The following is a 21,783-nucleotide window of genomic DNA, read 5'->3' on the forward strand; positions in this document are numbered from 1 at the left end:
GGTCTGGGGGCCGGCGGGTGGAGAACCGCGGGCGGCGGTTCGTGCCGGTGGAAGGTGCGCCGGTAGGCCATCGGTGAGACGCCGATCGCCGCGTGCAGGTGGTGGCGGAGCGAGGCCGTCGTGCCGAAGCCTGTCTGGCCCGCGATGAGGTCGACGGGCAGGTCGCTCGACTCCAGCAGATGACGGGCCCGGTCCACGCGCTGCCTGATCAGCCACTGCCCCGGCGGCATGCCCACCTCCTCGCGGAAGCGGCGGATGAACGTGCGTACGCTCATCCGCGCGTGCGCCGCCAACTCCGACAGCGGCAGCGGCTCGTGCAGGCGCTCCAGGGCCCAGGCGCGGGTGCGCGCCGTGCCGGCCGTCGACGGCGCGGGCACCGGCCGTTCGATGTACTGCGCCTGGCCGCCCTCACGCCACGGCGGGACGACACAGCCGCGAGCCACCTGGTTCGTCACCTCGCTGCCGTGGTCGCGGCGGACGAGGTGCAGGCACAGGTCCATCCCGGCCGCCGCGCCCGCCGAGGTCAGCACATCGCCGTCGTCGACGAACAGCACGTCCGGATCCACCCGTACGCGGGGGAAGAGTCGCTGGAAGTCTTCGGCATGGCTCCAGTGCGTGGTCGCCGGACGGCCGTCGAGCAGACCCATCGCCGCCAGTACGTACGATCCGAGGCAGATCGACACCATGCGGGTGCGCGGCCGCACGGTCGCGAGCGCGGCGGCGAGCGGCTCCGGCAGCCGGCCCAGCTCGTGGATCGTCCCGGCACCGTAGGCGGCGGGGATGACCAGGGTGTCCGCCGTGGCGAGGGCGTCCGCTCCATGCTCGACGGCGATGGTGAAGTCCGCCGTGGTTCGTACGGGGCGGCCGTCGACGGTGCAGGTGATGACTTCGTACAGCGGTTCGCCGTCGGGACTCTCGGCGGTGCCGAAGATCCGGGACGGGATGCTCAGCTCGAACGGGATCACACCGTCGAGGGCGAGCACGACGACGCGATGCCTGGCGTGATCCTTGCGCACAATGGCAATCATGCCACTTCCTCCTGGCCCGCCCATCGCGGAGGCTGGTCACGGGCGCCGCAGTCGGCGGCGCACTCATCCCGGAGGGGGTTCTCCCATGAGCGAAGACACGACGGCGGCGGCACGGATGCGCGCGATCATCCAGGAGTCCGCGGGCGGTCCCGAGGTGCTGACCCTGGCCGAGGTGGACCGTCCCGAGCCGATGCCGACGGAGATCCTTGTCCGGGTGCACGCGGCCGGCGTCAACCCGACCGACTGGAAGTCACGGACGCACGGCAGGCTGCTGGGCGATCCGCCCGCCATCCTCGGCTGGGACGTGTCCGGGGTGGTCGAGGCCGTGGGCCGCGGGGTCACCCGTTTCCTGCCGGGTGACGAGGTCTTCGGCATGCCGCGCTTCCCGCACAAGGCGGGCGGCTACGCGGAGTACGTGACGGCCCCGTCGCGGCACTTCACCCGTAAGCCGGCCGGCCTCGACCACGTACACGCCGCGGCGCTGCCGCTGGCCGCGCTCACCGCGTGGCAGGTCCTGCACGACACCGCGAACGTGCGGCCCGGCCGGCGCGTGCTGATCCATGCCGCGGCCGGCGGGGTCGGCCATCTGGCCGTGCAGCTCGCCAAGCATCTCGGCGCGTACGTGATCGGCACCGCTCGTACGCCCAAGCACGCCTTCGTGCGTGACCTGGGCGCCGACGAGGTCATCGACTACACCGAGAGGGACTTCGCCGAGGCGGTGCGCGACGTCGACCTGGTCATCGACAGCATCGGTGGCGACTACGGGCCGCGTTCGCTGCGGACGCTGCGGGACGGCGGCACCCTTGTCCAGCTCGCCGGGGAGCCGGACGAGGACCTCCTCCGGCAGGCCGGGGAGCGCGGCATCTGGGCGGGCTTCGTCCTCGTCGAGCCGGACAACGCCGGGATGACGACGATCGCCGAACTGGCCGAGGCGGGCCGGCTGCGCGCCGAGGTCGACACCGTCCTGCCGTTGGAGGAGGCGGCCAAGGCTCACGAACTCGGCGAGACCGGCCGTACCACCGGAAAGATCGTTCTCACCGTCACCGGATGACCGGCCGTGCCCACATGAGCGGATGCGGCGTTGTGCGGATACGCTTCCGACCCGGTGCATGTTCGTCGAGGTGACACCGGGCAGTCCGACTTGTGGAAGGGGGCACGGCGTGCGCGGCAACGAGGTTTCGCCCCCGTCGCAGGAGCGACCGAACGTCACGATGCGGATGGTCGCCTCGGCGAGCGGGGTGCACGTGTCGACGGTCTCGCGGGTGCTGAGGCGCGCCGCGATGGGTGAGCCTCCGCTGAGCGAGACCGACGTGCGGATCCTGCGGATCGCGGCGGACATGCGGTACGTCGTCAACCCGAACGCCGCGAGTCTCACCACCAAGCGCTCCACGGCCTTCGGCGTGCTGGTGCCCAGCCTGACCGACACCGTGCTCGCGACCATCTACGACTCGGTCGAGAACACCGCGAAGGCCGCCGGGTTCGAGACCTTCGTCGCCAACACCCATGACGATCCGGCCGAGCAGTCCCGCAGGATCGAGCTGCTGCTCGGCCGGCACGTCGACGGGTTGATCCTGGGCGACGCGCACCTCGACGGCGCCAGCCTGACCGCGCTGAAGCGGCGTGGCGTACGGTTCGTGCTGGTCAGCCGGCGCAGCACGGACCACCTGTCCATCACCGGCGACGATCATCACGGTGGTTACCTCGCCGGGCGCCACCTGGCCGGCCTCGGCCACCGGGTGATCGGCATCGTGGCCGGCCCCGGCTGGGCGAGCACGAGCGTCGATCGGGTGGACGGCTGCGTGGCGGGGGCGGCCGACGGCGGCGTGACGATCAGGCCCGCGCACATCGTCGAGGCCGGATTCGAGGTGCACAGCGGCCGGGAGGGGGCGGCCGAGCTGCTGTCGTCCCCGGAGCCGCCGACCGCCATCTTCACGGTGAACGACCTGTCGGCCATCGGCGTGTACGGCGAGCTGCGCCGCCGCGGCCTGCGTCCGGGCCACGACGTCGCGGTGATCGGCTACAACGACCTGCCGCTGTCGGCGGAGCTGCCGGTGCCGCTGACCACCCTGCGCAGTCCCCTCGACGAGATGGGCAGGCTCGCGGTGGAGACCCTGCTCAGCCTGCTCGAAGGCAAGGACATGGAGTCGGTACGGCTGCGGCCGGAGCTGCGGATCCGCGAGTCGACGCGCCCCTGAACGCATGCCCGATCACCCGGCCGCGAGACGTCGCGAGCCGGGCGATTCGGCGTTCGGAAACACGTCCCTGATCGGGCCGCAACCGGCCCGCAGGCTCATGACGTGCGCGGACTCCCCATTGACTTCTGCCACAAGCTCGCCCAAACTAGCCCACGCAACCGGTTGCACGGGCTCGCGACGACGTTACCAACGTCCGCTGAGGCGTGCCCGTCGACCGGAGCATCGTTGAGCAATGGCTTGTGAGTGCAGGTGAAGGTCGGCTTCGTCCCCGACGTGGAGCATCGCGATCCGATGCCCGTCCGGGATTCCGCAGCCGCGACGAACCCAGCGTGTTCCTCCCAGCCGACGGCGTGAGCCGGTCGCCGAGGGCGGCGGTGGCACCCGGCCCGGTGGCGGCGGGAGATCGAACCAGCAGCAGGAGGAGGAATGGCTTGTGAGTGATGGCAGTGGGCAGGGCGCCGGCGCGGTGTTCTACCGGGCGGGAGGTGTGTTCGACGGTGTGAGCGACGGTCTGCGGCGCGGCGAGGGTGTGCTGGTCGCCGATGGCCGGGTCGTGGCCGTCGGCCCGCCGAGCGAGCTGGCCGGGAGGGCCGGCGCCGAGGTGGACCTCGGGGACCGGGTGATCGTGCCGGGCTTCGTCGACGCGCACACCCACATCACGATCAGGCCGTGGGAGGGCGACCAGCACGGCAAGATGATGCAGCCCCCGGTGTGGCAGACGGTCCGCGGCGTGCAGAACCTGCAGCGGATGATCCAGTCGGGCGTCACCACCGCGAAGATCATGACGGAGCCCTTCGGCATCGACTACGAGTTCAGGGACGCGGTCGCGAGCGGCGAGGTCGTGGGACCCAGGCTGCGGGTGTGCGGTCCCGGGCTGAGCCCGCCCGGTGGTCACGGCAGCGCCGCGGGCGGCGCGGTGGCCGGGGTGGCGGACCTGCGGGCCGCGGTGGCCGAGCGGGCCGCGCTGGGCGCCGACCACATCAAGATCTTCACGACCGGCGGGGTGTCCTCGACCAGCGGATCGCTGGGGGACTCGCTCTACTCGCCCGAGGAGATCGCCGCGATCGTCGACGAGGCGGCCAAGCACGGGATGAAGGTGTCCGCGCACGCCCACGGCGGGCCGGGCGTGAGCTACGCCGTACAGAACGGCATCCACTCCATCGAGCACGGCGGCAAGCTGGACGCCGAGAACCTGGCCCTGATGGCCGAGCACGACACCTGGCTGGTGATGACCCACTCGATCCTGTTCCACCCCGAGGGCATCGAGGGCGGCGACGCCCACGAGCCCGCGATCCTTACGAAGGTACGCGAGGCCCGCGCCTACGGCGAGGACCACGTCGGCAACATCCGCGACGCCGGGATCCGCATCGCGGTCGGCACCGACTCGATGCACGGGTTGTTCGGCTTCGAGCTGGAGTGGCTGGTCAAGCACGGCTGGACGCCGCTGGAGGTGCTGGTCGCGGCGACGAGCAACGGCGCCGCGCTGCTCGGCGTCGACGACCTCGGCGTGCTCCGCGAGGGCGCGCGGGCCGACCTGGTGGTCCTCGACGGCGACCCGCTGGAGGACATCACCGCCGTCTACGACGTCACCGCCGTCTACAAGGACGGGGCGGAGATCGTACAGGGCAGGCACCTCACCCCGGTGCCGCCGGCGCCGCGCCGGCACCGTCCCACTCCGGAGAGGACGAGCTAGTTGAAGATCGACATTGACCGGCTGCGGAGTGACCTGGAGACGTTGCGGACCATCGGCAGGGTGGAGGAGACCGGCGGCGTCAGCCGTACGTCGTTCTCGCCCGCGGACCGTGAGGCGCGCCGGTGGTACCTGGAGCGGTGCGCGGAGGCGGGGCTCGTCGTGGAGGTGGACGGCCTCGGCAACATGGTGGTCAGCGCCAAGGACGAGCCGTCGGGCGCGAAGCCGGTGTGGACCGGATCGCACATCGACTCCGTGCCCGACGGCGGCTTCCTCGACGGCGCGCTCGGCTCGATGGCCGCGCTGGAGTGCCTGCGGCGGCTCACCGAGGAGAAGGTCCCGCTGAGCCGTCCCGTACGGGCTGTCGTCTTCGCCGACGAGGAGGGCAACTACAACCACCTGCTCGGCTCCACCGGCATCGCCAAGGGGTTCGACCGGGCCCGGCTGGAGGCGATGACCGGCCGGGACGGCGACCGCCTGACGGACAGGTTCGCCGAGCTGGGCTGGGACCTCGACGCGGCCACCAGGACCAAGGTCGAGCCAGGCGAGGTGCACGCCTTCGTGGAGCTGCACATCGAGCAGGGCCCCAACCTGGAGGCGGACGGCTTCGACATCGGGGTGGTGACCTCGATCGTCGGCCTCAGCGGCGGCAAGGCCCGGTTCCACGGGAGCGCCGACCACGCGGGGACGACGCCGATGACCAAGCGCAGGGACGCCCTGCTGGGCGCGGCGGAGTTCCTCACGACGCTGCCCGGCGTCGCCGCCTCGATCAGCAAGGACGCCGTGGCCACCTGCGGCCTCATCGGCGTCGAGCCGGGCGGGGCCAACGTGGTGCCGGGCACCGCGACGGTGACGCTCGACTTCCGCGACCCCGACATGGGCCGGCTGCTGGCGCTGGGCGAGGCGATCGAGCGCTCGGCGCGCGAGGTCGCCGCACGGCACGGCCTCACGGTGACCTGGGAGCCCGACACCCCCGTCGCGCCCGTCCCGCTCGACCAGGGCATCCGCGAGACGATCACCGCGGCCGCGGAGGGCTTCGGCTACCGGCACACCGACATCCCCTCGGGCGCCGGCCACGACTCGCAGAACATGGCACTGATCGCCCCCACCGCGATGGTCTTCGTGCCCAGCAAGAACGGCCGGAGCCACTCTCCCGCCGAGGACACCAGCTGGGAGGACATCGAGAAGGGCGGCAACGTCCTGCTCGCCACCCTCATCGAGCTGGCCTCGGACGAGCCCGCCACCCCCTGACCCCCTGTCACCGCCGCTCGCCGGCGTCGGCCCTCGCTGAGGGGACGAGCGTCGTTGATCATTTCTGCTGAAGGAGTTCCCCATGCGGGCACCCAATAGGCCGGCCGTACTGGCGCTGGCTCTGTTGGTCCTCGCGGCGCTCGCCATGTCCGGCTGCTCGGCGTCGAGCAGCCGGACGGGCGTCCTGCGCGTCGTCGCGCAGAGCGAGCCCGTCACCCTCAACCCCGTCTACAGCGCGACGTCCGACGTCAAGAGCTGGGGCCCGATGTTCGACTCGCTGGTGGGAACCGACCGCGCCTCGACCGAGCCCGACCAGAACGGCCTGCTGTACGGCTGGACCCGCGTGACTCCTACCGCGTGGCGGTTCAAGGTACGCGAGGGGGTGACCTTCCACAACGGTGAGGTGTTCGACGCGGCGGCGGCCGCCTTCTCGATCCAGCAGATCATCACGGACCCCAAGGCGCCGCTCGCCGGGAACTTCTCCGCCGTCGCCGGGGCCAAGCCGGTCGGCGCCGACCTGGAGGTCACCACCAAGGAGCCGTTCCCCGCGCTGCCGTCCATGCTGGCCATCACGATGGCCGTTCCCCCCAAGGCGTACCAGAAGGAAGGCGGCGACGCGTTCGGGGCGCACCCCATCGGCACCGGGCCCTTCGTCTTCTCCGACTACATCCGCGGCGCCACGCTGGAGACGGTGGCGAACCCCCACTACTGGCGGGGCGCGCCCAAGCTCAAGGGCGTCACCCTGAGCTGGAGCACCGACGCGCAGACCAGGGCCAGCTTCGTGCAGACCGGCCAGGCGGACATCGCGCTCGACCTCACCCCGCAGACGCTGCGCACGGTCAGGGCCGACCGGAACCTCACCGTCGTGGAGAAGCCCATCGACGCCCGCTACTTCGTCTACTTCAACCAGAAGGCGCCCCCGTTCGACAACCCGGACCTGCGCAGGGCGGCGGCGCTCGCCATCGACAAGGCCGGCCTGGTCCAGGGCCTGTTCAGGCAGGGCGGCGCGTCCGTGTACGACCACTTCGTCGGCGACCTGTTCCTGGAGAAGAAGCCGCCGGCGTACCCCGACGCGATCTCCCACGACCTGGCCGAGGCCAAGAGCCTGCTCGCATCCGTCCCCGGCCCGCACCGGATCACGTTCAGCTACGCCACGGGACGCTCGCCCAACGACGACCAGATCGGCGCGGCGATCGTGGGCATGCTGCAGGCCGCCGGGTTCACCGTGACGAACGAGCCGATGGACTTCGCGACGTTCTCAGAACGGCGCAACAGCAACACCATGCAGGCCACGGGCCTGCAGATCATCGTCGCGTTCCGCGACCCCGACGAGGAGTTCCGGCCCTGGGTGGGCAAGACCGCCATCACCAAGAACTGCGTGAGCGCGCCCTACGACGAGCTGTCCGCCAAGGCACTGGCCGAGCCTGAGCGGGGACCCCGCGAGGAGATCTACAGCCAGATGGAGGACCTGCTCATCAACAAGGACGTCTGCTACGTGCCCATCTTGCGCTACGACGGGATCTGGGCCATGGGCAAGAACGTCCGCGGGTTCGTGCCGCCGAGGTTCGCCTCGCCCGACTACTACGAGATCTCGGTGGGAAGCTGATGTCGGAACACCACGAGGTCCTGGCGATCCGCGACCTCACCGTCCGGTACGGCCGGGCGGGCACGCCACCGGCGGTCGACTCCGTCTCGATCGACGTCTCCCGCAGGGAGATCGTCGGCGTGGTCGGCGAGTCCGGCTCGGGCAAGACCAGCATCGGGATGGTCGCCGCCGGGCTGTGGCCCGCCACCGGCGGCTCGGTCACCATCGAAGGCAGGCCGATCTCGCCGCGCATGCCCCGGCGGGACCGTGCGCTGGTGCAGATGGCGTTCCAGGACCCGAACGCGTCCTTCGACCCGCGGCAGAGCGTGCGCGGCGGGCTGCGCGAGCTGCGCAGGCTGCACAAGGAGCGGACCGGCTGGATCTCCGACGAGGACCTGCTGCGCCGCGTCGGCCTGGACTCCGTCCTGCTCGGCCGCCTTCCCCACCAGCTCAGCGGTGGCCAGGCCCAGCGCATCGCGGTGGCCCGCGCGCTGCTGCTGCGTCCGAAACTGCTGATCGCGGACGAGCCGACGTCGGCGCTCGACGTGTCGGTCCAGGCGCAGATCCTCGACCTGCTGCGGGCCCTGTGCCGTGACGAGGACCTGAGCATCCTGTTCATCAGCCACGACCTCGCCGTGGTGCGGTCGCTGTGCCGGCGGGTGTACGTGATGCGCCACGGCCAGGTGGTCGAAAGCGGCTCGACGGACGAGGTCATGGCACACCCGCGGCATGAGTACACGGTGAAGTTGCTCGCGGCGATCCCCGGCAATTTCGGCAACCAGAAGTTGGACATCGAATGATCAAGCTGGTGGCCACCCGCATCGGGCTCGGCCTGGTGACCCTGTTCATCGCCGTGTCCGGGGCGTTCTTCCTCGTGCACAGCAGCGGCAGCCCGGCCGTACAGATCCTCGGGGAGTCGGCGAGCCCAGAACGGGTCGCCGCGCTCAACCATCAGCTCGGCCTGGACCGCCCGCTGGTGGTGCAGTACCTCGGCTTCCTCGGCCAGCTCGTCAGAGGGGACCTCGGCGAGTCGCTGCGTTACGCGCAGCCCAACGCCACCCTCATCATGGAGCGCCTGCCGGCCACGGTGGAGCTGGCCGCGGCGGCGCTGCTGATCGCCCTGGTGGTCGGGGTGCCGCTGGGCGCACTCGCCGCGACCCGCGAGGGCAGGCTGGCCGACCGGCTGGTCTCCGCCGTGTCGCTGGTCGGCGTGTCCATGCCGATCTTCTGGATCGGGCTGATGGCGATCCTGTTCTTCGCCGTCCGGCTGCACTGGCTGCCGGCCGGCCAGCGGGACGGCCTGGCCTCACTCGTGCTGCCGGCGGTGACACTGTCGGCGCTGCCGCTCGCGCAGATCGCGCGGCTGACCCGCTCCAGCATGTCGGAGACGCTGCGGCAGCAGTTCATCACGGCGAGCCGGGCACGCGGCCTGTCGGCGGCGCGCGTGGTGATCAACCACGCGCTGCGCAACTCCGCCATCCCGGTCCTGACCATCTTCGGCCTGCAGACCGGCCTGCTGCTCTCCGGAGCGGTCACGGTCGAGTTCGTGTTCTCCTGGCCTGGCCTCGGCACCCTCGCGACCAACGCGGTGCAGGGGAGGGACTTCACGCTGGTGCAGGCGGTCGTCGTGGTCGGCGTGGCGGTCTTCGTGATCACCAATCTGGTGGTCGACGTGCTCTACGGCATCATCGATCCTCGTATCAGGGACGGCAGGGTATGACAGCAGTCGAGACTCGCAGACGCCCGGCGGTGGCCAGGGGGTGGCCGGCCGTCATCGGGTTCGGCGTGCCGCTCGCGGTCATCGTGCTGCTGGCCGTGTTCGCCGGCCTGCTGCCGCTGCAGGACCCCAACCAGCAGAACCTGGCGAACGCCCTGCTGCCGCCGGGGCTCGACACGGCCGGCGGGGTCCACCACTACCTGGGCACCGACCAGCTCGGCCGCGACATGCTGGCACGGATGGTGTACGGCGCGCGGCTGTCGCTCATGATCGGCTTTGTCGCGATGTTCGCCGGGGCGGTGCCCGGCATCATCCTCGGGCTGGTGGCCGGCTACTACCGAGGCTGGTTCGACGCCGTGGTCTCCCGGCTGATCGACGCGCAGCTCGCGATCCCGTTCGTACTGCTCGCGATCGCCGTCATGGCCACCCACGCGCGTTCGGTCCCGGTCCTGATCGTGGTGCTCGCGATGTTCTCGTGGGCGCCGTACGCCAGGGTCATCCGGGCGGAGACGCTCGGCCTGCGCGAGCAGACCTTCGTCCTCAGCCTGCGCTCGGCCGGCGTCTCCAGCCTGGGCATCGTGTTCCGGCACATCCTGCCCAACGTGGCGGGGACCGCGTTCGTCCTGGCGACCCTGCAGGTGGGGTCGGTCATGCTGGCGGAGAGCGCGCTCAGCTTCCTCGGCCTCGGTGTGGTCGAGCCGTCGGTCAGCTGGGGCGCGATGCTGGCGGACGGCCGCGACGAGATCGTCGGCGCCTGGTGGATCGCCGCCTTCCCCGGCCTGGTGATCACGGTGACCGTGCTGCTGGTCAACCTGTTCGGCGACGCGCTGCGTCCGATACTCGATCCACGTCACCGGGGGTTCTGACCATGGCCGACACTCGATCCACGCTGCTCGACATCGACGGCCTCACGATCCGGGCCGGCACCCGCGACGGCGAGACCACCCTGGTCGACGACGTCAGCGCGAGCGTGGGACCGGGGGAGGTGCTCGGCCTGATCGGCGAATCGGGCAGCGGCAAGACCACCACCGTCCGCAGCGTCGTCGGCCTGCTGGAACGCAACCTCACGGTGGCAGCGGGCCGGGTCTCGGTGCTCGGCTCGCTGGTGTGCGACCCCCAGCACGCCGACTTCGCCAGGATCCGCGGCCGGCACGTCGGCTTCGTCTTCCAGGGCGCGGGCTCCTCCCTGGACCCGCTGCTACGGGTCGGCGCGCAACTCCGCGAGGTCGTCCGCAGGCACCGGCCGGACGTGTCGCGGGCCGGGATGCCGGCGGAGATCGAGCAGGCGCTGGCCGGGATGGGGTTCACGGACCCCGGCCGGATCGCGCGCAGCTACCCGCACCAGCTCTCCGGCGGCATGCGGCAACGCGTCTCGATCGCGCTCGCCATGGTCGCCAAGCCGGAGCTCCTGATCGCCGACGAGTGCACGTCCGCGCTGGACGTGACCACGCAGAAGGACGTCGTGCAACTGCTCACCAAGCTGGTGTCGGACAGCGGTGTCGGCCTGGTGTTCGTCACCCACGACCTGATCCTGGCCGAGGAGATCTGCACCAAGATCGCCGTGATGCGGCGCGGCCGGGTGGTCGAGACGGGCGCGACGGCGGACGTCATGCGCGCGCCCGCCCACGAGTACACCCGCCAGTTGCTGGCCTCGGTCCCACGCTGGTGACACCCGGTTCGGCGCGACGTGGCGGGGGCCGCCCTGGGAGCTGGAGGTGCCGTGAAAGTATGCGCCGGTACCGCCCATCCGAGGCCCGTGCGGATGCGATCACCGCGGCTTGGTGATCGCCAGTGGCCGGTGTCCCGGCTTCCGCGGTGGGTACGAGATCAGGGAGGCCCTGATCTGGGGCACAAGGTAGACGCGTCTCGCGGGCGTTGCCACGGTGCCTGGCCGCCGATGCCTCCCACGAACTGCGCACCCCGCTCGCCGGCCTGCGCGCCCGTCTGGAAGAGGCCAGACTGTATCCGGGTGAGACGTCCGTACCCGAATTGCTGGATCATGCGATCAAGGACGTCGACCGTCTGCAGCAGATCATCACCGACCTTCTCATGTTGGTCCAGACGGAGGAGGGCCTCGCGTCCCGGCAGCCGGTGGATCTGGCCGCACTCGTGCGGGCAGAGTTGCCACAGTGGAGCGACCGGATCGAGATGCGAGTGCGGTTGGAACCCGGCGTGCTGATCAACGCCGTCCCCAGCCTGCTCGTCCGGGTGTTCACGAGCTTGCTCAGCAATGCGCAGCGGCACGCGATCCACACCATTGAGGTCTCGGTGAGCCGGGAGGGCGCCCACGCCGTACTGTCCGTCGCCGACGATGGGACAGGCATTGCCGTTGCGGAGCGGCAACGTATCTTCGATCTGTTCTCCCGGATCGACACCGCCCGCGACCGCCACTCCGGCGGCACCGGGCTCGGCCTGGCCGTCGCCCGCAACATCGCCATCGCCCACCACGGGACTCTTGAAGTGGAGGACGCGCCAGGCGCGGTGCCCGCTTCGTGCTGTGCCTTCCCCTCGCCGATCTCGCCTAGCGGGAAGGGGAGGCCGACGGCGGCGACCTCGCATGCGTAGCCGGGAGAGGCCGAAGTCCTTCATCGCCTCGACGAAGTCGTGGGCGCGGTCGGCCGGTACGTGGTATTCGACCGTGACGAGCACCGGTCCGTTGGACTTCGAGGGCTCCAGCATCATGGTGGGTGCCGGCCAGTGGACCGAGGGGGATCGGTCCAGGCTGGCGTCGGTTATGGCGAGGTGCCGCCACGCGAAGCCGGAGCCGATCGCCATGAGGGCCGCCGCCACCAGCAAGGTGCCTGCGGCGCATCACCGGCCCCGCCTGACCGTGATGTCGGCCACGACAGGAAGGTGGTCCGAGGCCGTGGTACGCGGGACGTCCGTGGCGCTACGCGTACCGAGCGGGACACCGCCACGTAGTCGATGCGCCTGTCGGGCGCGTCGGCCGGGTAGGTCATCTCGGGTTCGCCCACCATGACGTCGGTGAGCTCCCCCCACAGCGGTGCGAGTTCGGGCGCGTCGGGGCGGGCGTTGAAGTCGCCGAGCAGGATCCTCTCGTCCCGGTCCTCCCGCATGATCTTCAGGGTGTCGGCCACCTGCATCTGCCGGACCTTCGGGTCCTCCCGGTAGTCCAGGTGGGTGGCGTACACGTGGAGGCGGGCGCCCTTGGCGTTCACCACGATCTCCGGGAAGCCGGGCGCGGGCTCGGGCACCGGGTTCGGCGTCTGCGTCGACAGGCGGGTGATCGAGTGGTTCTCCGCGTCCAGGATGGGATACCTGGACAGGATCGCGTTGCCGTACCGCCTGCGCGGCTCGCCTTCCCCCGGGGGGTCGAGGTCGTAGATCGGGCCGAAGTAGACCTGCATGCGCAGGGCGCGGGCCAGTTCGGCGGCGAGGTCGCGCCACTCGCTGCGGGCGTCCCAGCGCACGTCGACTTCCTGCAGGGCGATGACATCGGCGTTCAACGCGCGGATCGCGTCCGCCTGCCGCGCGAGGTCGAAGCGGCCGTCCTGCCCGGCGCCCGCGTGGATGTTGTACGACGCCACCCGTAGTCGCACCTCGCGGCCGTTCACGTCCGCCAGCGCGGGCGGCGCGGTGAGCACGGCGCCAAGGGCGGCCACCACCAACGCGGCGGTGACGGAGGATCGTCTCATCGGCTGTGGTCTCCGTTCGTGATCTCCGAATTCACAAGCGCACAGTCTCGATGATCCGGACGACCGAAATCAAGATTGAGGGCATCATTCAGGTGACGCCGCCCGGAACTCTCTCCCTCACCGCCGCGGGGCCACGGAGCGGCGCCTGTGACCGCCGGCCGTCGGCTGGACAGGGCGGTTCGCTGTAGGACGGTTCCGCCCTCTTGGACTCGGTGGGCGTCGGGGTGGGCGTCGGGATGGCGGAAGCGATCAGGGCAGGGCCGCGGCGATGCGGTGACGGAGTGGAGCCTCGTGGACGGGGTCCGTGCGCAGCGTCAAGGTCAGCCCGGACTCGGCGGCGTCGGCGAGGACGGCCAGCAACGTGCCGAATTGCTCGGCCGGTTCGGCGCTGAGCAGGTCTTCGGCGTGCTCCACGACGAGGGCGACGGCGCCGGTGTCACGCAGGCAGTCGGTGAGGGCGTCCCAGTTGCGGCCGAAGTAGCGGGGAAAGCGCAGGACCCGCGCCACCTCCTCGAAGAAGGCGGCGCGGGTCCGGCAGGCCCGCCCGTCCACCACCGCCGGCGCCGGGCCGGTGGAGACGGTCAGCCAGTGCGGCAGCGGTCGTGCGGCGGAGGTCATGGAGTTCCTAGAGCCGGTAGAAGTCGGTGTAGTGGTTGGGGGTGAACCACGTCACGCCGGTGCTGCGGTTGACGACGATCCGGTACGCGTCGCGGGCGGCGCCCCGTGCCCGGGAGTACACGTCGTACTCATAGTAGGTGGCGCCGCTGGGAAGCTGGCCCTCGCGGTTGTAGTGGCGGCCGCCGGTGTAGTTGTATCTGCCGTCCGGCCAGGAGTACCAGCCGGCGGACGTGGGGAAGCCCTTCGAGGCCCAGATCGACCGGGCCGAGCGGGCGTCGGCGCAGCGGGAGATCGTGCAGGAACTGTAGACCGAGGCGTTGGCAGGGGAGACGCCGGCCAGGCCGATGACGGACGTGAGGGCGGCGAGGATGACGGCGAGCCGTACCTGCCAGGAAGGTCGGGGGCGCGGGGGAGCGTGCACGAAGCCTCCTTGCGGGGGGTTTGACGGACATTGTCATGATCGCCCCTCGTCCCGGGTCGAAGAAAGGCAGAGCGCCGAAGGGACGGTGAACACTTCGCGGTGGGGAGCCCGCGCGCCGAAGGCGACGTGACCTTACGGTGGTACGTGTCCCGACTCTAGGAGATCATGATGACGACGTACGAACTCGGCGAAGTCGTGGCGGAACGGAAGCTGGAAGCGGTTGCCGCGGACGGCTCCCGCACCCCGGTGACCGTGAGGTTCGGCAAGCCGTATCCCGATCCCCTGAGCACTCACGGGGACTGGTGCTGCCCCCACCAGATCCTGGGACTGGGCGAGGAGGGCGCGGGCGGGTCCTTCGGCGTCGACTCCCTGCAGGCTCTGCTGCTGAGCGTGTTCAAGGTCCGGCTGAAACTGGGTGAGCGCGCGCGGGCCGGGTCGGTCCGGCTCGACTGGCTGGGCCAGGATGACCTCGGGCTGGAGGCGGACCCGGAGCCCCGCGGCGTGACCGCCCCGCGATCACGCTCCTGACCGCTACAGGGCCCCGACGCGGCCGAGCCGGACCCGCGGCCCGAGGAGGACGCCGGCGCGGATCTCGCCGGGCCGCGAGAGCGCGGCGGCCCGCCGGCCGACGACGTGAGGAAGCCAGCCGGTGGCGATTCGCACCGGAATGTGGTTCATTCCACTATTGTCGTTAACTCTTCTGACAGATGAGAGTCCCCGTGCTCGGCTTACTGTCAGCGAGGCCGCACCCCCCAAGGAGGCCCCCTAGGAGGCCCCAAGGAGGCTTCGTCATGGAACGTCGTCATTTCCTGCGTGCTTCGGTGCTCGGTGTGAGCACGGTCGCCTTCTCCGGCACTCTCTGGCAGGGCGCGGCGCTGGCCGCCCCGGCGCAGAACGCCACCGGCCCTTATGGCCCGCTGCAGGCCGCCGACGCCAACGGCATCCGGCTGCCGGCCGGGTTCACCAGCCACGTGATCGCCCGCTCCGGCCAGGTCGTCCCCGGTACGTCCTACACCTGGCACGACGCCCCCGACGGAGGCGCGTGCTTCGCCGACGGCAACGGCTGGATCTACGTCTCCAACTCCGAGATCAACCCCGGCGGCGGCGCCTCGGCCATCCGGTTCGGCTCGGACGGCGACGTCACGTCGGCGTACCGGATCCTGTCCGGCACCCGGACCAACTGCGCGGGCGGGAAGACGCCCTGGAACACGTGGCTGTCCTGCGAGGAGGTCAGCAGGGGCTACGTCTACGAGACCGACCCGTTCGGCGGCGACGCCGTGCGGCGCGCGGCGATGGGCCGGTTCAAGCACGAGGCGGCCGCGGCCGACCCGGTGCGGGGAGTGGTCTACCTCACCGAGGACGAAAGCAACGGGCGTCTCTACCGGTTCATCCCCGCGACGTGGGGCGACCTGTCATCCGGCGCTCTCCAGGTCCTGGTGGCAGGGTCCGCCACGTCCGGCTCGTTCACCTGGGCGAACGTCCCGGACCCGGACGGTTCGCCGACCGCGACGCGCAACCAGGTGCCCGGTTCCAAGTCGTTCTACGGCGGCGAAGGCTGCCACTACGCCGACGACACGGTCTGGTTCACCACGAAGGGCGACAACCGGGTCTGGCAGCTCGACCTGACCGACGACACGTACGAACTCGCCTACGACGACAGCCTCGTCAGCCCGGGCACCCCGCCGCTCACCGGCGTCGACAACGTCACCGGCTCCGCCTACGGCGACCTCTACGTGGCCGAGGACGGTGGCGACATGGAGATCTGCCTGATCACTCCGGACGACAAGATCTCCCCGTTCCTGCGCGTCAACGGCCAGAGCTCGTCGGAGATCACCGGGCCGGCCTTCACCCCCGCAGGCGACCGGCTGTACTTCTCCTCCCAGCGCGGCACCTCGGGCTCGTCGTCCGGCGGCATCACGTACTGCGTGACGGGCCCGTTCCGTACCTGATCACCAGAGGGTCGCGGCGGACGGGACAAGAATTTAATCTCGGCGAAATCCAAGGGGTGGCGGCGCTGGGTAGGTTGCCGCCATTCTCGACAATGTTGATCCATTCATCGGCACCGCGGCGACCGACCTGCCTCAGGCGCGTGGTCTCGCCGCCGCTTGGTGGTGGCCGAAACCGCAGGTAGGTAACACCCACCCGGGTGCCACGTCGCCGCTGGGCATGGTGTCGGCCTGCGCCTACTCCGGCGCGTACCCCACCGGGTACGGGCGTTACGCGAAGAACACCGAGGGTGTGCCCGAGGAGATGTTCGAGCGGCTGCAGGCGTCCGGGTTCACCCATTTCCAGCAGTCCGGCACCGGCGCGATCCGCAAGTACTACAACTACGTCCGGGTGACCCCGATGGTGCAGCCGCTGGACGTGCTGGGGGAGGCCTGGCCGCTGCACGACGAGGTGGCGGAGGCGGGCTACTACGCGGCCGCCCTGGACACCGGGATCCGGTGTGAGCTCACCGTGGGCGCCAAGGTCGCCGTGCATCGGTACACGTTCCCCGAGCACAGCAGCGCCCGTGTGGTGGTCGATCTGTCCTGTGGAGGGCTGGCCATCGAGCTCGGCCGTACCGTGCCGGTGCGTGCGCAGGTGGAGAGCATGGGTCACGGCCGCGCCCAGGGCACGGTCGTCATGGAGGGCGTCCCGCTGTCGGTGTATCTGGACGTCGACAGTCCGGGCTGGCGGCAGATGCTCTGGTACGACCGGCGGCTCATCGACGGCGGCACCCGCCTCGACTTCGACAGCATCAGGCACACCACGCTGCGCCCTTTCGGCATGCTCTTCATGGGCCCGGCCGCAGCGGGGCAGACCGTCGAGGTGCGGATGGGGTTCTCGCTGCGCGGGTGCGAGCAGGCGCGGCGGAACCTGGAGCGCGAGTGCGGGCTCACCCGGCCGGCGTTCGACACCGTACGTTCCCGTACGCGGGCCCGCTGGGGCGGGCTCCTCGACCGCGTCCAGGTCGAGGGCGGCACGCCGGCCCGCCGCACGGTGCTCGCGACGGCGCTCTACCATTCGCTGATCAAGCCGTGCTTCGCCGACGACGAAAGCCCGTTCTGGCCGACCTCCGGGCCGTTCGCGTTCGACGTGTGCACCATGTGGGACATCTACAAGACCCAGCTGCCGCTGCTCGCGGCCATCGCCCCGGACCGGGGCGCGGACCTCCTGGAGTCGTTGATCCGGGTCTGCGAGGAGGAGGGCAACTTCCCCATCGGCTACCGGATGGCTCGCGGCGCCGACCGGTTCTTCCGCCAGGCCAGCGCGCTCGCGCACACCGCGCTGGCGGACGCCCACGCTCTCGGCTGGGCGGGCCTGGACTGGAACTGGGCGCTCGTGCACATGGTCGACGACCTGCGCCGCCTGTACGGCGAGGACTTCTTCGAGCACGGTGTCGTGTACCCGATCACCCACACCCTCGACCTGGCCTACGCCCACCACTGCACGGCACAGGTCGCGCGGGCGCTGAACGACCGGCACCTGGCCGACGACCTCGAGGCCCGCGGCCGGCAGTGGTCCAATGCCTTCGACCCGGGCACGGGGCTGCTGCGCGACTCGGAGTTCTACGAGGGCGGCAAGTGGAACTACTCGTTCCGGCTGCTGCACGACATGGCCGCGAGGATCGCCCTGGTCGGCGGCGACACGGCCTTCATCGACCAGCTGGACAGATTCTTCGGCTTCGGAGCCGCACCGGTGGCGCGGCCCGGCCGGCGCCCGCGGGCGGCGGTGATGGCGGCCGGCTACGCCCTGAACCGGTTCGAGGGGTTGAACAACGAGCCCGACATGGAGGCGCCGTGGGCGTACCACTACGCGGGCCGGCCCGACCGCACGGCGCAGGTCGTGCACGCGGCGCTGACCTGGCAGTTCGGCACCGGACCAGGCGGGCTGCCGGGTAACGACGACTCGGGCGGCCTGAGCTCCTGGTACGTCTGGGCGTCGCTGGGGCTGTTCCCCGTCGCCGGTCAGAACCTGTTCCTGATCAACGCGCCCGCGTTCGGCCGGGCCGTGCTCCGGGCCGGCGGCAACGAGTTCGTCATCGAGACCAGCGGGCACCGCGAGACGCCGATCGGCGTCGACGGCATCGATCGTGATCTGCCGGCGCAGTACGTCCAGTCGGCGACCTTCAACGGCAAGCCGCTGGAAGCGACACACCTGAGCGCCGCCACCGTGCACCGCGGCGGCCTGTTGCACCTGCGGCTGGGCCCGGAGCCGTCGGCGTGGGGACGGGGGATCCGCCCGCCATCCCTTTCCGATCCGCCCGCGACACCGGAGGAAACGCGATGACCCACCCCCGTCGCCGTCTCGTCATCGTGGTCCGGGCCGACCCGGTCATCTGCGGTCACTCCGGCGAGGCCCGTAACCTCGCCGAGGTGGCGCTGACCCGCGGGTTCACTGACGTACGGCTGCTGACCTGGCCCATTCCGGCACTGCGGGCGGCCGGGCTGCCGCTCAAGCCGCTGGACCGGCTGCTGCCGTACAGCGCCGGGATCACCGTGGAGCGGCCGGAGGCGGTGGGGGACTACCGGGTGCCGGACGGTCGCCACCAGGCCGGCCTCACCGGCCGCCTCGTCGAGCTGCTCGCCGAACCGTTACCCACGACCTGCCTGTCCATGTACCTCGTCCCGCACACCACGGTGGTCATGGACGCGGTCGCGGCCACGCGCGCGGCGGGGATCACGCCCAACGTGCACACCGTCGCGAAGGCGGTGGGCTCCGACGTGACCAACGTGATCAGGTCGTGCCTGCGGGAAGGCCGGTTCGGCGCGGCGACCGTGCTGTTCACCACGTTCCTGGCCAACGACGAGGTCGTCGCCGTGTCCGAGTACACGCGGGAGGAGATCGTCGCCTCCGCCGAACAGGTGGACGCCCACTGCGGCACCGCGTTCGCCGAACGGTGCCGGCGCCGCGTCACCGTCAGCTACCCGCCGATCGACTCCGCCGCCTTTCTCGACCTCGATCCTGCGCACGTGGACGCCGCACTCGCGCGACGCGGTCTGGAGCGTGACGGGTACATCCTGTTCCTGTCCCGGGTGACCAGGGCCAAGGGCATCGACGACCTGCTGACCGCCTTCGGCCGGATGCGGTGCCGGTCGCGCGTGAAACTCGTCGTCGCCGGCACCGGGCCGATGCTGGAGCAGGTGCGGGCCATGGCCGCGGACGACGATCGGGTGGTCTTCCTCACCGATGTCGACGACCACGAGAAGGCGCTGCTCATGCGTGGGTGCGCGGCCTACGCCCTGCCCACCAAGCCCGAGCCCGACTTCGTGGAGACGTTCGGCATCGCCCTGGCCGAGAAGATGCTGGCGGGCGGTGGACCGATCATCACCACCATGACGGGCGGGACCCTCGAGGCGGTCGGCGACACCGCCGTCATCGTCGAGGCCGGGGACGTCGCCGCTCTGGCCGCGGCCGTGGACCGGGCGGTCCTGGACATGTCCGCCGCCGAGCGGCAGGACCTGGAGCTGCGGGCGCGCGCCCGCGCGATGGCCTTCGACCGGGTCGCGGTGTTCGACGCCCTCTTCCCCCAGGAGGCACCCGCGGTCGGCGTCGGCTGACCTGGCGGCGCCAGGCCGTTGCGGATCCGCTTGACCTTGAGTCCACTCCAGCGTGCAGACTCCCGTTCCGTGGCTTGTGGACGGCGAGCCGGATGGGAGTGACGCCATGAAGTACCGACGATCGGCACCGACCCGGCGACGCGGCGTGAGGTGAGCGTGCTGGCTCCCCCGGCACCCCTGCCCGGCTGGACGTGCTGCGCCAGGTCGCGGAAGAGACCGGAGCGAGTGTGAACCAGGTCGTGCTGGCCTGGCAGATCGGCAGCCGGCTCCCGATGATCCCGCTGGCGGGAGCCTCGTCGGTGGCACAACTCGAGGAGAACCTCGCCGCCGTGGACCTGAACCTGACCGAGGACCAGCGCTCCCGCCTGGACTCCGTCCACTGACTCGGGCGTCCGCCGGCCGGCTCGAAGCCGGCCGGCGGAGCGCTTCGTCAGAGGTTCAGCCCGATCAGCAGGGGATCGTGGTCGGAGGAGCGGTAGGGGTCAGGCGCGTACAGGTACGCCGGGTTGAACTCGGTGTTGTAGTCCATGAACCGGCCCTCGTCGGCGTTGATGTGCCAGATCGTGGCGCCGGTCACGCGCTTGGCCAGCTTCCTGTCGGCCAGGGCGTGGTCGAGCTCGCCCGACAGGCCGTCGAAGACGTAGCTGTAGCGGTCGTCCTCGCGGACGTACCTCTCGCTGAGGCTGGTCAGCCCGCCGTCCTCGAAGGTGTGGATGGGGTCCTCCTCGCCGTAGGCGTTGATGTCGCCCACGACGAGCGCGTTCCGCAGCTTGAGGTCGTCGATCAGGTCCAGCAGCGCCCGCGCCTGCTTGACCCGCTTGGCGTTGTAGCAGCTCTGGCCGTCGCCCTGGTCGGCGTCCGCACCGGTGGCGGGGCCGTCCACGTCGGTGCAGCCCTTGGACTTGAAGTGGTTGACGAGGATCGTGAAGCTCTCACCCTTCCCGCCGGCCCTGCGGAAGGTCTGGACCAGCGGCGGCCGGTTGAAGATCGGGTCGGACGACGAACGCGCCGCGCCGACCGGGGTGACCTTGGCCGGCTTGTAGATCAGCGCGGTCTGGATGGCGTCGGTGCCCGGTCTGGGGTGGGTGACCGCCTTGTAGGTGCCCGCGCCTGCCTTGGCGTTCAGCGCCTCGACCAGTGCGTTCAGCGCCACGTCGGTGTTGCGCTCGATCTCCATCAGGCCGGCGACGTCGGGGTTGAGGGCGAGGATGTTGGCGACCAGCTTGGTGAGCTGACGTTCCTGCTCCACGACCGTGGTCGCACCCCGGGAGTCGAGCGTGGTGAACCAGTTGAGCGTGTTGAGGCTCGCCACCCGGACGTTGCCGCCGACCTTTCGCGGCGCGGCCGGTCGCGGGTTCTCCGCCCTGAAGACGACCGGCTGGGTCGGCTGAACGCGATAGAGGTCGAAGCCGTACGTGAGCACCCCGGTCAGATGCTTGACCTCGTCGCCGATCCGTACGGTGTTCGAACCCTCTGTGTGGTACGGCAGGGCCGGCGGGTTCTGCGCGGTGGAACCGTCGTCGAGCAGGATCGAACGCCGCGCGTCCTTCTCGGTGTCCACGCCTCCGCGGTCGGTCGGCTGCCACAGGCGCTCGTCCTCCGCGAGGGTGATCTCGCCGTACCGGCCGAGGTTGTAGATCTCGGAGGCGGCCATCTTGTCCTTGAAGGTGACGAGCATGTTCTCGTACCGCTCGAAGGTGACGCCCTTCTTGAGCGGCAGGTCCAGCTTGGCCGGCTTGATGGCGCCGGAGCCGCAGACGTCGACCGCGGTGGCAGGCGAGATCTCGGTCAGGCCGTTGAACTCGATCGCCTTGCCGGAGACGAGCACCCGGTCACCGGCCCGCACCGGCGCGGAGGAGAACACGAACAGGCCCTCGGAGGTCGCCGGGTCGCGGTCCGGTTGGCGGCTCTGGATGTAGAAGCCGCTGAGCCGGCCCGCTTCCTGGAAGTCGCCGGTCACGACGCCCTCGACCCGGACGTTCTGGTTCGCGACCGGGCTGGCGTCGCCGCCGCCCTGCACCTGCGCGATGCTGTGCGTGGCCGGGGTGTCGCAGGTAGGGGCCGGGGTGGGGCTCGGTG

21 protein-coding genes and 1 pseudogene are annotated in these 21,783 nt (G+C 70.7%); 15 read left to right on the forward strand and 7 right to left on the reverse strand.

Annotated features, from left to right (window positions below; all coding sequences use genetic code 11):
• Positions 1–1,028: GlxA family transcriptional regulator (locus ITP53_RS40310; protein ID WP_195900731.1), on the reverse strand; the 1,028-nt coding region annotated here is incomplete at its 3' end.
• An 85-nt stretch (positions 1,029–1,113) separates the two neighbouring features.
• Between ITP53_RS40310 and ITP53_RS40315 the strand changes: the two genes are divergently transcribed.
• From ITP53_RS40315 to ITP53_RS40360, 10 genes are all read left to right on the forward strand, one after another.
• Positions 1,114–2,079, forward strand: coding sequence for an NADP-dependent oxidoreductase (locus ITP53_RS40315; protein ID WP_195900732.1), 966 nt, complete (start codon positions 1,114–1,116; stop codon positions 2,077–2,079).
• Between the two features lie 109 nt (positions 2,080–2,188).
• Positions 2,189–3,223, forward strand: coding sequence for a LacI family DNA-binding transcriptional regulator (locus tag ITP53_RS40320; protein WP_207757108.1), 1,035 nt, complete (start codon positions 2,189–2,191; stop codon positions 3,221–3,223).
• A 433-nt stretch (positions 3,224–3,656) separates the two neighbouring features.
• On the forward strand, positions 3,657–4,916 hold the full coding sequence (locus tag ITP53_RS40325; RefSeq protein ID WP_195900734.1) for an amidohydrolase family protein: 1,260 nt from the start codon (positions 3,657–3,659) through the stop codon (positions 4,914–4,916).
• Complete coding sequence (locus tag ITP53_RS40330; RefSeq protein ID WP_195900735.1) at positions 4,917–6,164, forward strand: Zn-dependent hydrolase; 1,248 nt, start codon at positions 4,917–4,919, stop codon at positions 6,162–6,164.
• An 82-nt stretch (positions 6,165–6,246) separates the two neighbouring features.
• The gene (locus ITP53_RS40335) at positions 6,247–7,770 is read left to right on the forward strand and encodes an ABC transporter substrate-binding protein (RefSeq protein ID WP_195900736.1); all 1,524 of its coding nucleotides are present in this window, start codon (positions 6,247–6,249) and stop codon (positions 7,768–7,770) included.
• A complete protein-coding gene (locus tag ITP53_RS40340; RefSeq protein WP_195900737.1) occupies positions 7,770–8,549 on the forward strand; it encodes an ABC transporter ATP-binding protein in 780 nt (259 codons plus the stop codon). Before ITP53_RS40335 ends, ITP53_RS40340 begins: the two co-directional genes overlap by 1 nt.
• Positions 8,546–9,469: an ABC transporter permease gene (locus tag ITP53_RS40345; RefSeq protein WP_195900738.1), complete on the forward strand. Its 924-nt coding sequence runs from the start codon at positions 8,546–8,548 to the stop codon at positions 9,467–9,469. Before ITP53_RS40340 ends, ITP53_RS40345 begins: the two co-directional genes overlap by 4 nt.
• Complete coding sequence (locus ITP53_RS40350; protein WP_195900739.1) at positions 9,466–10,332, forward strand: ABC transporter permease; 867 nt, start codon at positions 9,466–9,468, stop codon at positions 10,330–10,332. Before ITP53_RS40345 ends, ITP53_RS40350 begins: the two co-directional genes overlap by 4 nt.
• Before the next feature lie 2 nt (positions 10,333–10,334).
• Complete coding sequence (locus tag ITP53_RS40355) at positions 10,335–11,135, forward strand: ABC transporter ATP-binding protein (RefSeq protein WP_195900740.1); 801 nt, start codon at positions 10,335–10,337, stop codon at positions 11,133–11,135.
• A gap of 206 nt (positions 11,136–11,341) precedes the next feature.
• A complete protein-coding gene (locus ITP53_RS40360; protein WP_195900741.1) occupies positions 11,342–12,031 on the forward strand; it encodes a sensor histidine kinase in 690 nt (229 codons plus the stop codon).
• A 54-nt stretch (positions 12,032–12,085) separates the two neighbouring features.
• Here ITP53_RS40360 and ITP53_RS61455 read toward each other — a convergent pair.
• The 4 genes and pseudogenes from ITP53_RS61455 to ITP53_RS40380 form a co-directional block, all read right to left on the reverse strand.
• A pseudogene (locus ITP53_RS61455) lies at positions 12,086–12,241 on the reverse strand (hypothetical protein); the annotation flags it as partial.
• The gene (locus tag ITP53_RS40370; RefSeq protein ID WP_207757109.1) at positions 12,199–13,122 is read right to left on the reverse strand and encodes an endonuclease/exonuclease/phosphatase family protein; all 924 of its coding nucleotides are present in this window, start codon (positions 13,120–13,122) and stop codon (positions 12,199–12,201) included. The pseudogene ITP53_RS61455 and the gene ITP53_RS40370, both read right to left, overlap by 43 nt.
• 249 nt (positions 13,123–13,371) lie before the next feature.
• Entirely contained in the window at positions 13,372–13,740 is a 369-nt protein-coding gene (locus ITP53_RS40375) for a barstar family protein (protein ID WP_195900742.1), read from the reverse strand.
• A 7-nt stretch (positions 13,741–13,747) separates the two neighbouring features.
• Positions 13,748–14,161 carry a ribonuclease domain-containing protein gene (locus ITP53_RS40380; RefSeq protein WP_195900743.1) on the reverse strand — a complete coding sequence of 138 codons (414 nt, stop codon included), beginning with the start codon at positions 14,159–14,161 and terminating at the stop codon, positions 13,748–13,750.
• A gap of 168 nt (positions 14,162–14,329) precedes the next feature.
• Between ITP53_RS40380 and ITP53_RS40385 the strand changes: the two genes are divergently transcribed.
• Complete coding sequence (locus ITP53_RS40385; RefSeq protein WP_195900744.1) at positions 14,330–14,689, forward strand: DUF6968 family protein; 360 nt, start codon at positions 14,330–14,332, stop codon at positions 14,687–14,689.
• A gap of 3 nt (positions 14,690–14,692) precedes the next feature.
• Here the strand turns inward: ITP53_RS40385 and ITP53_RS40390 are convergent, their stop codons facing one another.
• Positions 14,693–14,839 carry a hypothetical protein gene (locus tag ITP53_RS40390; RefSeq protein WP_195900745.1) on the reverse strand — a complete coding sequence of 49 codons (147 nt, stop codon included), beginning with the start codon at positions 14,837–14,839 and terminating at the stop codon, positions 14,693–14,695.
• A 113-nt stretch (positions 14,840–14,952) separates the two neighbouring features.
• On the opposite strand from ITP53_RS40390, the gene ITP53_RS40395 reads away from it, so the two are divergent.
• From ITP53_RS40395 to ITP53_RS40410, 4 genes are all read left to right on the forward strand, one after another.
• On the forward strand, positions 14,953–16,110 hold the full coding sequence (locus tag ITP53_RS40395) for an alkaline phosphatase PhoX (RefSeq protein ID WP_195900746.1): 1,158 nt from the start codon (positions 14,953–14,955) through the stop codon (positions 16,108–16,110).
• Positions 16,111–16,216: 106 nt separating this feature from the next.
• The gene (locus ITP53_RS40400) at positions 16,217–18,433 is read left to right on the forward strand and encodes a glycoside hydrolase domain-containing protein (RefSeq protein WP_328817331.1); all 2,217 of its coding nucleotides are present in this window, start codon (positions 16,217–16,219) and stop codon (positions 18,431–18,433) included.
• Positions 18,430–19,704 carry a glycosyltransferase gene (locus tag ITP53_RS40405; protein WP_195900747.1) on the forward strand — a complete coding sequence of 425 codons (1,275 nt, stop codon included), beginning with the start codon at positions 18,430–18,432 and terminating at the stop codon, positions 19,702–19,704. Before ITP53_RS40400 ends, ITP53_RS40405 begins: the two co-directional genes overlap by 4 nt.
• 191 nt (positions 19,705–19,895) lie before the next feature.
• On the forward strand, positions 19,896–20,087 hold the full coding sequence (locus tag ITP53_RS40410) for an aldo/keto reductase (protein ID WP_328817329.1): 192 nt from the start codon (positions 19,896–19,898) through the stop codon (positions 20,085–20,087).
• Between the two features lie 47 nt (positions 20,088–20,134).
• Here the strand turns inward: ITP53_RS40410 and ITP53_RS40415 are convergent.
• The coding region (locus tag ITP53_RS40415) for an ExeM/NucH family extracellular endonuclease (RefSeq protein WP_195900748.1) at positions 20,135–21,783 on the reverse strand (1,649 nt) is incomplete at its 5' end.

This window comes from Nonomuraea cypriaca, assembly GCF_015645445.1.
GTDB classification, from domain to species: domain Bacteria; phylum Actinomycetota; class Actinomycetes; order Streptosporangiales; family Streptosporangiaceae; genus Nonomuraea; species Nonomuraea cypriaca.